The organism is Acidovorax sp. SUPP1855 (assembly GCF_030158955.1).
Classification (GTDB): Bacteria; Pseudomonadota; Gammaproteobacteria; order Burkholderiales; family Burkholderiaceae_C; genus Paracidovorax.
On record NZ_BQXI01000008.1, the window covers coordinates 14,480 to 27,585 of the forward strand.

Here is a 13,106-nt window from a genome sequence, read left to right on the forward strand (position 1 = left end):
GCGCGGCGACGCACGCACCTTTTCTTTCCCCTGCCCCTGCAGACCGGTTTTCCAGCTTTTCACTTTCCCAACAAGAGGCCCCAGCCCATGAGCAATGTCCACGTCATCACCCATCCCCTGGTCCAGCACAAGCTGACCCTGATGCGCAAGAAGGACGCCAGCACCAACAGCTTTCGCCGCCTGCTCGGTGAACTCAGCACCCTGATGGCCTACGAGGTCACGCGCGACATGCCGCTGCAGGACGTGCAGATCGAAACCCCGCTGGAAACCATGACGGGCCAGGTGATCGACGGCAAGAAGCAGGTGCTCGTGTCCATCCTGCGCGCCGGCAACGGATTTCTGGACGGCATGCTCAACGTGATCCCGGGCGCCCGCGTGGGCCACATCGGCCTGTACCGCGACCCGCAAACCCTCCAGCCGGTCGAGTACTACTTCAAGATGCCTTCCGAGATGGAAGAGCGCGACATCATCGTCGTGGACCCCATGCTCGCCACCGGCAACTCCGCCGCGGCCGCGGTGGACCGCCTGAAGAAACTCAACCCCCGCTCGATCAAGTTCGTCTGCCTGCTGGCCGCACCGGAAGGCGTAGCCACCTTGCAAAAGGCCCACCCCGACGTGCCGATCTATACCGCCGCGATCGACCGCGAACTGAACGACCACGGCTACATCCTGCCCGGGCTGGGCGATGCGGGCGACCGGATCTTCGGGACGAAGTAACCCACGCCACCGTCACAAAAACCCTGGGACGTCGCCCCAGGGTTTTTGTTTATGCGCGATTCAGGTTTACTGCCAATGCGCGGCAATGACCTTCCATTGGCCGTCCTGGGCTGCTGCCCAGCCCTTGGCATCGATGCCTGCAGGCGGTGCAAACTGTGCCATCGCGTTCGCCAGCAATCGGGCCTGGCTGTCCAGTGAAGCGGAGGCGCCATCCGCCTCGATCGATTGAAACAACGGCTTCCACTGAACGCCTGCGGATAGCTCCAACGGCGCAATGCCCCAGTCGAGCGGCGTCACCGTGCTGACCGATGCTTCTTTTTCCAGCGGCTTCAGCGCCACGAAGTCGGCATCGTCCAAATCCGTGAACAGATAGGGCTTGTTGGTGCCGGACATGCCGGCAACGCCATCGTCGAACACGTAAGGCCTTTCGCTGTTCAATTCCGTCGAATCGTTGGCAATCATTGCGTCCTTGCCTGCTTGTGATGTGGACGCAGCCGCCAGCTGGTTTTGAATCACTGCCAGATCCCAGGCTGTGCCATCAGCGAACTGGAACCGCTGCACAGAACTCTCAATCGCCACCGGGTCGCCGTTCTGGAAGAACCCGTTGATGACCACCTTATCGGCTGTGCCAGCAATCGATACCTCCAGCGCGCCATTGGATTCATAGCGCTCCTGGTCATAAACCCGGCTCAGCGTCACATCCGAGGCCAGCACGCCATCCTTGAATTGCAGCACACCGATGTTGCCGTCGTTGGCCTTGCGCTCGATCACGTCCTGGCCATCGCCCTTGCCGAACCGGTACGTGTTCGCACCTGCCCCGCCATTGAGCCGGTCGTTACCTGCCCCGCCGTCCAGCGTGTCGTTGCCGCCCGCGCCGTAGAGGGCATCGTCGCCTCCATTGCCCTGGATCGTGTCGTTGCCGGACGTGCCAACGATGGTGTCGGCGGCATTGGTGCCCGTGAGCATCCGTTGCGTCATCGCCGCCAAGTCCCATACCGTGCCGTCGGCGAACTGGATCTGCTGCACCGAGCTGTCCGTCGCCACTGGATCACCGTTCTGCACGTTACCGAAAAACCCGTTGACGACCACCTTGTCTTTCGTGCCGGCGATCGACACCTCCAGCGCGCTGTTGTACAAGGAACGATCGGTGTCATACACGCGACGCAGGATCAGTTCCGAGGCCTGCACCCCTTCCTTGAACTGCAGCACGCCGGTCTTGCCGTCATTGGCCTTGGTTTCGATCACGTCCTGCCCGTCACCCTTGCCGAAGCGGTAGGTGTTGGCACCCGCTCCACCATTGAGCCGGTCGTTGCCTGCCCCGCCGTCCAGCGTGTCGTCGCCCGCCGCGCCGTAGAGGGCATCGTCGCCCCCGTTGCCACGGATCGTGTCGTTGCCGGACGTACCGACGATGAGGTCGGCTCCATCGGTGCCCGTGAGCATCCGTTGCGTCATCGCGGCCAGGTCCCATACCGTGCCGTCGGCGAACTGAATCTGCTGCACCGAACTGTCCGTCGCCACCGGATCACCGTTCTGCACGTTACTGAAAAAACCATTGACGACCACCTTGTCGCTCGTGCCGGCGATGGACACCTCCAGCGCGCTGTTGTACAAGGCCCGTTCCGTGTCATACACACGGCGCAGGATCACCTCCGAGGCCTGCACCCCGTCCTTGAGCTGCAGCACGCCGGTCTTGCCGTCATTGGCCTTGGTTTCGATCACGTCCTGCCCGTCACCCTTGCCGAAGCGGTAGGTGTTGGCCCCCGCTCCACCATTGAGCCGGTCGTTGCCTGCCCCGCCGTCCAGCGTGTCATCGCCCGCCGCGCCATACAGGGCGTCATCGCCTCCATTGCCGTGGATCGTGTCGTTGCCGGACGTGCCAACGATGGTGTCGGCAGCATTGGTGCCTGTGAGCATCCGTTGCGTCATCGCCGCCAGGTCCCATACCGTGCCGTCGGCGAACTGAATCTGCTGCACCGAACTGTCCGTCGCCACTGGATCGCCGTTCTGCACGTTACCGAAAAACCCGTTGATGACCACCTTGTCGTTCGTGCCAGCGATCGATACTTCCAGCGCACTGTTGTACAAAGAACGATCGGTGTCATACACGCGACGCAGGATCAGCTCCGAGGCCTGCAACCCTTCCTTGAACTGCAGCACGCCGGTCTTGCCATCGCTGCCGTCGCGCTTGAACGCGATGGTGTCCTGGCCATCGCCCTTGCCGAAGCGGTAGGTGTTGGCCCCAGCCCCGCCATCGAGCCGGTCATTGCCCGTACCGCCGTCGAGCACATCGTCGCCTGTCGCACCGTCCAGCAGGTCGTCACCCGCACCGCCGTACAGCACGTCATCGCCAGCCGCGCCGTATAAGACGTCGTTGCCTCCATTGCCGTGGAGCGTGTCGTTGCCGGACGTGCCGACGATGGTGTCGGCGGCATCCGTGCCGTTGAGCATCCGCTGCGTCATTGCGGCCAGGTCCCATACCGTGCCGTCGGCGAACTGGATCTGCTGCACTGCGCTATCCGTCGCCACCGGATCACCGTTCGCCACGTTCTGAAAGAACCCGTTGATGACCACCTTGTCGTTCGTGCCGGCGATCGACACCTCCAGCGCGCCGTTGTAGACGGACCGCTCATAGTCATAGACCCGACGCAGAACCAGCTCCGAGGCCTGCACGCCGTCCTTGAACTGCAGCACGCCGATGCTGCCGTCGCTGGCCTTGCGTTCGATCACGTCCTGGCCATCGCCCTTACCGAACCGGTAAGTATCTGCGCCTACTCCGCCGTTCAGCCGATCGTTGCCCGCCCCGCCGTCCAGCGTGTCGTCGCCCGCCGCGCCGTAGAGAACATCGTCGCCCCCGTTGCCACGGATCGTGTCGTTGCCGGACGTACCGACGATGAGGTCGGCTCCATCGGTGCCCATGAGCATCCGCTGCGTCATCGCGGCCAAGTCCCACACCGTGCCGTCGGCGAACTGGAAGCGCTGCACTGAACTGTCGGTCGCCACCGGGTCGCCATTGCCGTTCTGCACGTTATCGAAAAACCCGTTGATGACCACCTTGTCGTTCGTACCAGCGATCGACACCTCCAGCGCGCCGTTGTGCACGGACCGCTCATAGTCATGGACCCGGCGCAGAACCAAGTCCGAAGCCTGCACGCCCTCCTTGAACCGCAGCACACCGATCTTGCCGTAGTTGACCTTGCGCTCGATCAGATCCTGCCCATCCCCCCTGCCAAAGCGATAGGTGTTGGCGCCGGCCCCGCCGTTGAGTCGGTCGTTGCCTGCCCCGCCTTCCAGCATGTCATCGCCCGCACCACCGTACAGCTGGTCATCGCCTGCACCGCCCTTCATCTGATCGTACGCATCCCCGGCCAGGAAGGTGTCATTGCCCGCGCCGCCCAGGTAGAGGTCGTTGTGGGCCGTTCCCGGAGCAGCACCGGACAGGACCATGCCCGCCAATTCGCCGCGCAACGCATCGCCCGCCGGCAGGGCATCGATCCACTGCGCCAGCGTGCCCAGCCCGTCAAAGCCCACGGCGGTGAGCAGGTTTCCCTGGTAACGGGTCAGTTCCACCAGATCGATCAGCCCCTCACGCTCGCTGCCCGCCTTGCGGGCATCCAGCATGGCAGACAGCCCGCTGGTGTCGAAGCCGACGCCTTGGTCGTCAATGGTGATCGCCACACTGTCCAGGTAGGGCTTGAGGCGCGTTTGCACGACCAGCGCGCCATAGACGCTTTCGCGCAGTTCGTCATAGCTTTGGTTGAGCAAGACGGCCTGCGGGGCGGACAGAGTGGCTGCATAGCGACTGACGGGGTCTGCCGCAGCGCCCACGCCACCGCCACTGCCTGGGGCCCCCAAGCCGCCGCCGCCACCGCCACCACCGGAGCTGTTCGTGCTTGAAATCTGAATGAACTTGGTGCCGTTGAAGACCTCCAGCACGTTCAGTTTCCTGAGCACGGCCTGACTCTCTGCCGCCGAAAGCTGTTTGTCATCCGTCGAGATGCTCAACGTAGCCTGCGACGCCCCAAACATCGGGTCCCGAGGTCCCGTCACCAAGCCGCCTTCGCTATACACCAGGTAGTAAAAACCAATGTCGGTCACCCGCTTGCCCGAGGTATCGGCCCATTGCGTCAGCAGATCGTCCACGAGCGCCAACTGGGCATCTCGGGTGGCGCCTGCTGCAAAGGCAGCCACCTGGGTTTGCAGGCTCTGCGCCGCCTCGCCGGGCAAGCTCATGGCCTCGCGCAGATCGCGCACCCAGCCGCTGCCGCCCATCTGGGGCAAGGCACCAGCCGCAGCCGTGACAGCTGGGTCGTCGGAAAACTCGCGGTAGAAATTATTGGAGGCCAGCAACAGGCTGCCGGTGACCTCGGCCACGCCACTGAGGCCGGTGGTGCCGTTGGTGCGGGTGAAACTGCCGCTGAAGGGCTGGGTATTGCCGTTGCCCAGATTCACATTGCTGGCGGTGCCCGCCACGCCGATGCTGGCGATGCCCAAATCGGCCAGGGTGTGCATCTCGCCTGCTTGGGAAATCCCATCCTGGTTGATGTCCTTCCAGATGCGCAGCTGCGAATACACCGCATCGTTGGCGTCGATCACCTTGTCGCCGTTGCCGTCCTCTGCGGCCAGGGCTTCGTAGCCATTGGCGTAGGCGAGCGTTTGGCCGTAGCTGTCCACGGGTTTCAAGGTCTGGTCGCCGAACAGTTCGCGCCCGGAGTCGATGACCCCGTTGCCGTTGCGGTCCAGCACGACGAGGCCGTCGTCGCCCTTGATCCAGCCGGTGGCGTTGCGCGTGCCGTCGCCGTCGTGGTCGAAGAGGATGGGGCGGGCGGGGTCGATGCCGACGGCTTCGATGCCGTCTCCGTCCAGGTCCAGGACCAGCGGGTCTCGGGGAGTCGTCCAGCTTCGGGCTTCGTTGAAGCAGGTATTGACCGCAATGCCGACGTCATAAGGATCAATAAATCTAGGGAACCTCTCAAAACCCCTGTCTCAGCCACTTGGCGCGCTTACAAATCACGAGTTACGGCGTTCAAGCCTTGCAAATTCGGAAGTTTTGAGAGGTTCCCTCTAGTATCTGGCATCTCGGGGAATCTTCTCCTCATTTCCGCATCGAGGGCCTTCCAATCGGCATCGAGCATCATGCCTCGAGCAGTATTGAATTCCAGAACATAAGGATCGTCTAAAAAGCCGTCCGCTCTGCTGATATATCCATTTTTATCGTAGTGATAAACCAAACCAGGCTGGATATCCTTTTTGTAGGAAATGAGATTAAATGCAATATTGGAGCCTTTGAAAAGAAAAGCTCCTTGACTCCAATCCAAGCCCATCCCAGAGTTTCCTACCGCCTCTGCCGCTTGATCAGCGACGAAGCCAAGAGTCTCTCTTATCACCTCAAGATAGTTCATTTCAATCTTTCAGTTAAATCCATCTGGACAATTCTCCCGAACCATAGTCAATTTCGATGAAGTTTTATTTGCTAGAATTTGCTGCAATGGAATAATCATTGAAGGGGTTGATGATGGGCATGCGACCAGTATCATTTTGGCAGGAGGATCATTGATTATTTTTTCAGCAACAAGTAATGGCGATTCAAAAATCATCTCTTTGTACTTGTACCCTGACGATGCGATCCAAACTTTAGACTCATCATTTGATAAATTACATGACACCAGCAAACCGCCTAATCCTATAAAGATTACAGAGCGCAGGAAATTATGCCCATGTTTGCTACAAAGGTTTGAGCTCATTAATATTTTCTAATCCATGATTAAATGATTGAAAGAACTTTCATCGTCTTATCGAAACTGCATTCAGTACTCGAACTCTTTCATGTTGTAAACACCCTGGAAAGATTATTCAAGATCCACCTTCCTTTCCACGTTCTCGAAACCCGATTCAAAACCATGGCTGGTCAACCCGCAAGGCTTTGAAATCGGTTCCCGCTCGCAAGGCGCCTGGATTTTCTACGCTCCGAGAGGCATTTTTGGGGTCTTTTGCATGAAATCCCTCTCATGCCGGTGTATTGATTGCCTGTTTTGCTCTTCTTTTGATAGCAATTTCAGCATGTGCGCTAGCGACGCCGACAGCCCACATCGCCCCAATTTGATGCGCAAGGCATCACCCGGATGCGTCGCATGACGCTGTTCTCCAGCGGCTGCACGAGCTTGGTCCGGTCGCTCACGATGACCCGACCGGGCGCCAGGCGTGAAGGACCGACTAACCCGGGTCGTGTCATTTTTCACTCACTTCCAGTTCGCCGCCAGCACCGACTCCAGCCCACTCTGATAGTTGGCCGGCAGCGTCGTCTGCCCCGCCGCGGGCGGCGAGAACGACGCCATGGCCTGCACCAGGTTTTGCACCTGGCTGTTGGTGAGGCTCTTGCCGTCCCCCGCGTCGAACCGCTCCACCTGGTTCTTGGTACCGGAATACCAGTCGGTCACCATGAATTTGTCGTTCGTGCCGATGACGCTCACCTCCAGGTTGTTTCCTGACTTGCGGAACCACAGTTGGCGCGACGAGATGTCATTGGCGAACTTCGCGATGTCCTGGTTGCCGCTGGTGCTGTCGTTCTCCTGGATCGTGTCGAGGCCGTAGCCTCTGCCGAGCCAGTAGGTGTCGTTGCCCAATCCGCCGACCAGCGTGTCGGCCCCGGCCGCGCCGTCCAGGTAGTCCGCGCCCGCGCCGCCGGTCAGCGTGTTGGCGCCCGCGTTGCCCAGCAGCCGGTTGTTCAGCGCGTTGCCGGTGCCGTTGAGCGCGGACGATCCCGTCAGCGTCAGGTTCTCCACGTCGCTGCCCAGCGTGTAGGCGATGGAGGACTCCACGGTGTCCGTGCCGCCGTTGGCGCCTTCCGTCACGGTGTCGCTGGCGTTGTCCACCACGTAGACGTCGTCGCCTGCGCCGCCGCCCATCGCATCTGCACCTGCGCCACCGTCCAGCCGGTTGGCCCCGCTGTTGCCCGTCAGGGTGTTGGCCAGGGCGTTGCCGGTGCCGTTGATGGCGGCCGTGCCGGTCAGCGTGAGGTTCTCCACGTTCGCCGCGAGGGTGTGGGTGATGGAAGACTCCACGGCATCGGTCCCGCCGTTGGCGGCCTCGATCACCGTGTCGCCCGCGTTGTCCACCACGTACACGTCGTTGCCGGCGCCACCGCTCATCGCGTCCGCACCCGCGCCGCCGTCCAGCCGGTTGGCCCCGCTGTTGCCCGTGAGGGTGTTGGCCAAGGCGTTGCCGGTGCCGTTGATGGCAGCCGTGCCGGTCAGCGTCAGGTTCTCCACGTTCGCCGCGAGGGTGTGGGTGATGGAAGACTCCACGGCATCCGTCCCGCCGTTGGCGGCCTCAATTACCGTATCGCCCGCGTTGTCCACCACGTACACGTCGTTGCCGGCGCCACCGGTCATCGCGTCCGCACCCGTGCCGCCGTCCAGACGGTTCGCACCGGCATTGCCCACGAGTGCGTTGGCAAGCGCATTGCCCGTGCCGTTGATGGCGGCCGTACCGGTGAGGGTCAGGTTCTCCACGTTCGCTGCGAGGGTGTAGGTGACGCTGGACAGCACCGTGTCGATGCCCGCGTTGGCAGCCTCCACCACCTTGTCGGAGGCGTTGTCGACCACGTAGGTGTCGTCACCGCCCAGGCCCGTCATCGTGTCGGCGCCCGCGCCGCCGTCGAGGGTGTCGTTGCCGCTGGTGCCGGTGAGGGTGTCATTGCTTGCGGTGCCCGTGATCGTGCTGGACTGCACGGTCACTGCAAAACGGTGGGTGGCTTTGGCGCCTGCCTTGTCGGTCGCGGTGAGGGCGATATTCACGGTGCCTGCCGGCGTGCTCGTGCCCGTGGTACGAAAGACTTCCTGGACAGGGTCGAAACTCAACCAAGACGGCAAGGCACTGCCATCCGTGAGCGTTGCGGAGTAGGTCAGCACATCGTCATAGTCCTCGTCATAGAACATCGATGGAGGCAACCAGAACTCCCAGGCCGCGCCTTGTTTGAATGTCTGCGCCGCCAGAGTGCCCGTGGCGACCGGAGCATCGTTCACGGCTGCCACCCTCAGCTCGAAATTGATCTGGGCAGAAGCGCCCGCAGGATCTTTGACAACCACCTGCAAGCCGCGCACGCCACTATCGTCGCCGGTCGGCGTGCCGCTGAAAGTGCGGGTGGCCGCATCAAAGCGCATCCACGAAGGCAATGGCCCACCATCCGCAGCCCTGGCGCTCCAGACCATCGCAGCGCCCTCCGGGTCGGCAAAAGTATCCAGGGGCACCGTGAACGACCAGGCAGCATCCTCCGTGGCGTTCTGGGTCGCGATCGCATGCGATATCACTGGTGCCTGATTGGACGCGGCAATCGCCTGTGCGAAGTCGGCCATGGCATATGTCTGGCCATTCCACTCCACGCGGAAATCGCCCGACAGTTGGACCGTATCGGTACGTGAGTAACGCAGCGTCCACCGTCCCTCTTCATCGCTCCAGTTCAACCGCATGTCTGCCAACGCTCCACCCGTCAACCGCACCGTGTTGGTGCCGTTGCGGTCGTCCACCCGGCTGATGACGCCCGCGTCGTCACCCGGTGCAAAGACGTAGACATCGTTTCCAGCGCCACCGGACATCTCGTCCTGGCCCGCGCCGCCGACGATCTGGTCGTCGCCATTTCCACCGTCCAGGCGGTCGTCGCCAGCGTCCCCCATCAAGGTGTCATTGCCATCGTTGCCATAGATCGTGTCATCGCCATCTCCGCCGTGGACCGCATCGTCTCCGGCAAAGGCCCACATCGCATCGGCCCCCGCCGTCGGCAACAGCGCCCGGGCCATGATCTGCTCCTGATTCCATACAGTGCCATCCGCGAAACGGATGAACTCGATGGCATCGCCTTGCCGCAAATTCCCATCGGCATTGAACATGTTGGCCACTTCCAGGGTTTCACCGCTGGATAAGGCCATCGTCAATCGCCGGTTGCCATTCCGGATGGTCACATCGGCAGGCGCAATGCCTGTCCCCAACTCGATCGTGTCGATTCCGCCGCTGTCCTCGATGTAGTCCTGGCCGCTGCCCACGCCAAAGCGGTACGTGGTGTCGCTTTCATAGCCGTAGAGGAAGTCGCGCCCCGCCCCGCCGATCAGCACAGCGGCACCGGTGGCGCCGGCATACAACAGGTCATCTCCGGCCCCGCCATCCAGCAAATCGTCGCCGCCACCGCCACGCAACACGTCGTTGCCAGCCCCTCCCAGCAGAACATCCGCCCACTCGTCGCCGGACAACTTGTCGTTGCCGGCACCGCCGTCCACCCTGGAGCCGGCCACGACCGTCTGCAGTTCATCGTCGCCGGCCGTGGTCTTCACGGCAGCGGCCAGAAGGTCGGCAGAGGTCATCACCGTCCCGTCGGCAAACGCCAGGGATTCGATGGCGCCGCCCTGCAGGCCCACTCCGCCCTGACCGGCGAACGTCACCGCCAGCAAGTCACCAGAACGGCGTACCGTCAGATCGCTGGCCGACAGGCCGGACATGAACTCGATGCGGTCCACGCCCCCCGCATCCACGATGGTTTCGTTGGCCCCCTCGAAATCGCCCGCCGCAAAACGGTACACGTCGTTGCCCAGGCCACCATCCAGCACGTCGAAGCCGGTGCCGCCGACCAGGATGTCGTTGCCATCTCCACCGCTCAGCCGGTCGTTGCCTGCTCCACCCTCCACCGTGTCGTCGCCCCCGTCGGCGAAGATCGTGTCTTCGCCATCGCCCCCGTCGATCAGGTCATTGCCGTGGTACTGCGCGTCGATGGCATACCGGGCCGCATTGCGGTCCCCGCTGTACTGGTCGCCATAGATGGTGTCGTTGCCCCGGCCGCCCAGCAACACGTCCGCACCACCGCCGCCCAGCAGAAAATCATTGCCCTCGCCCCCGTCCAGAAAGTCCGCGGCATGGAACTGTCCGGGAATCCACAGCAGGTTTTCCCCGCTGGATGAGGCATAGCTGTTGGTGTCACCGAACAGTTGGTCGTCCCCATCACCGCCGAACAACTGGTCTTCGCCCACGCCACCCGTGAGGATGTCCTTGCCCGCCTCGCCCATGAGGGTGTCGTTGCCCCGGAACGTGTAGCCCTGGATCATTTCACCCACCACGGTGTCGCCCTGCGTGTACACGCCATCGCCGTACAGGATGTCAGCGCCCTCGCCCCCCATCAGCAGATCGTCCCCCTCCATGCCGCTGATGGTGTCGTTGCCACTGCCCCCAAACAGCACGTCGCCGCCCATGCCCGCACGGATCGTGTCGTTGCCCGCTCCGCCGTCCACGAAGTCGGAACTGCCAGCGTCCGCCGCATCGTGGTTCTGCGAAACCATGCCGTACACGGAATCGAAGGAGCCGCCGCCCAGCACTGCCGAGTACTCGCCCACCTCGGCGGAGAACAGATAGTCATTGCCGTCGCCGCCCTCGATCACGTCGCTGCCGTAGCCGGTAAGCACCACATCGTCGCCCGCGCCCGCGAACACGTGGTCTTCGTCCTCGCCCGCCTTCGGTCCCCAGTTCTGCAGGCCCGGCACCGTGAGCGACTCGTACGGCCGGCCGACGAAGATGCGGTCGTTGCCCGCGCCGGTCGCCACTGTCTGCCCGCCGTTGGAGTCGTCGGCATACACCCACTGGTCGGCACCGCTGGTGGTGGAATATTCCAGCGTGCCGTTGGACTGAGACAGGGGCGGTGTGCTGCGGTCGGCCGCGCGTGTGGGGTCGCCCGGCTGCGCGGCCAGCACCACCAGCGAGGTGTCGGTGCCGCCGGCGGCCTGGGGCTTGTCGGCCGCTTCCGCCAGGGTGAGGCCGAAGGCCCCCGCCCGGTAGTTGCGCACGGTGACCGTGCCCTGCACGGTCTTGTCGGTGGCCGAGGTGTACTTGGTGATGCGCAGGTCGGCGCCGCCCTGCCCGTTCGCCACCCGCGTGAACAGGAACTGCCCGCTGGCGTCCTCCCAGGCATCGTCCGAGCCGTAGCGCTTGACGGTGGCCAGGGGCATGGCCACGCCGTCGAATTCCAGCGTGCCGGAACCGTCCGCGTCCCACACGGTGTCGTTGCCGAACTGGCCGTTGAAGCGGTACACGTCCTTGCCCGCCCCGCCTTCCAGGTAGTCCGCGCCGCCCTTGCCGTCCAGCGTGTCAGCCCCGGCCCCGCCGTACAGGTGGTCGGCAAAGCCTTTGCCCTCCAGCATATCCGGATTGTTTCCGCCAAACAGGTACTGCACACGCTGCTCGTTGCTGGCGCCTGCGCCGACCAGGATGTCTGTACCGCTCTGCACATCGATGTAATGCAGGTTGCGCGATCCGGGCAGGATACCCGCCGCATCGGTCTGATTGCGTTGCATGACCACCATGAGCAACGCCGTGCGGTCAGCGAGCCAGTTATCGGAAAAAGTGGCGGGGTTGCTTGCCGTCCGGTCTGCTTGCCAACCCGCATAGTCGGCAGCGCGGCCGCTCTGCCAGAGGGCAGCCAATTCGTCATTTGCGCTTGCCGTGGTGCCACCAATGTAGAGAGGCGACAGGTCCTGCAAAGCGACCAGCGCCCCAAAATCGGTACGCGCCAAAGAGGCCAGGCTCTGGCTGACGGGCTTGATGCGAAGTTGGCCAGCCAGGTCTTTGAAAATGGGGTTGTCCTGCAAGTCGGCCAGCGTAGCGTGGTAGGTCGTCCGCGAAGCGGCGCTGCTGCTCACGTCGCCGATGGGCAGTCGCTCCACATTGGGGCCGGCCAGGGCACGACGGAGGCCGTCGAATACGCCCTCTATGGAACCCTGCATCTTGTTGTCGCCCGCTTTGAGCAGGGCATTGAGATCGGCAATGGTGAACGCCGGGTCCAGCTTTTCCAACGCGGCGCCCAGGGCCAGCACGTCGGTCTGCTTGTACATGTAGTGGTTGGCGATTCCAACACCTCCCTCTTGGTACAGGTCTATGCGCTGGCCCTGCTGATTGAAGTAGAAACTGTTGGTCGTGACGTTCAGGCCGTTGGCGGCAAAGTAGTTGCTTTGTTCTGTACCATTGGGAAAACGCCCCAGGCCATAGCTCGGGCCGATAAGGCTTTGCAAGTTGTTGAAGGCCCTTTCACTGCCAAGAGCAAAACCCGCACTGTTAAAGGTGCTGGTGTGTCCAACATGGGCCTCGCTCCCAAACAATCGGGTAAATGCAGTGGCCAAATAGCCACCCAAGCTGTGACCATTGACCTCCGTGCCCTGCGCAAGATCTGCGGCCGAGACAAGACCGGCGCCCGGTACGTCACTTGCGGCACTAACGAAGCCGCTGACAGCATCCACGGTGTGGCCAATCTGGCGGGCCATTTGTCCCACCGGCGTGGTGATCTTCAGCCACCAGTTGGCCATGTCGATGACTTGCTGCCCGGCATTACCGGTGAGCGCTAACACCACGTCGGTCAAGAAATC

At 62.5% G+C, this 13,106-nt stretch carries 6 protein-coding genes; 2 read left to right on the forward strand and 4 right to left on the reverse strand.

Annotated features, from left to right (window positions below; genetic code table 11):
* Positions 1-87: 87 nt before the first annotated feature.
* Positions 88-717, forward strand: a complete 630-nt coding sequence (gene upp / locus AVMA1855_RS08965; RefSeq protein ID WP_272552393.1) for a uracil phosphoribosyltransferase — start codon at positions 88-90, stop codon at positions 715-717.
* A gap of 66 nt (positions 718-783) precedes the next feature.
* Here the strand turns inward: upp and AVMA1855_RS08970 are convergent, their stop codons facing one another.
* The 4 genes from AVMA1855_RS08970 to AVMA1855_RS08985 all read right to left on the reverse strand — a co-directional run bounded on the left by AVMA1855_RS08970 (position 784) and on the right by AVMA1855_RS08985 (position 12,755).
* Complete coding sequence (locus tag AVMA1855_RS08970; protein ID WP_502870302.1) at positions 784-5,670, reverse strand: calcium-binding protein; 4,887 nt, start codon at positions 5,668-5,670, stop codon at positions 784-786.
* A gap of 47 nt (positions 5,671-5,717) precedes the next feature.
* Positions 5,718-6,116: a hypothetical protein gene (locus AVMA1855_RS08975; protein ID WP_284425444.1), complete on the reverse strand. Its 399-nt coding sequence runs from the start codon at positions 6,114-6,116 to the stop codon at positions 5,718-5,720.
* 9 nt (positions 6,117-6,125) lie between these two features.
* Positions 6,126-6,458, reverse strand: a complete 333-nt coding sequence (locus tag AVMA1855_RS08980; RefSeq protein ID WP_284425445.1) for a hypothetical protein — start codon at positions 6,456-6,458, stop codon at positions 6,126-6,128.
* A 495-nt stretch (positions 6,459-6,953) separates the two neighbouring features.
* Positions 6,954-12,755 (reverse strand): putative Ig domain-containing protein, encoded by a 5,802-nt coding sequence (locus AVMA1855_RS08985; RefSeq protein ID WP_284425446.1) that lies wholly within the window; start codon positions 12,753-12,755, stop codon positions 6,954-6,956.
* A 123-nt stretch (positions 12,756-12,878) separates the two neighbouring features.
* Between AVMA1855_RS08985 and AVMA1855_RS08990 the strand changes: the two genes are divergently transcribed.
* Entirely contained in the window at positions 12,879-13,085 is a 207-nt protein-coding gene (locus AVMA1855_RS08990; protein WP_284425447.1) for a hypothetical protein, read from the forward strand.
* The last annotated feature ends 21 nt before the right edge of the window (positions 13,086-13,106 follow it).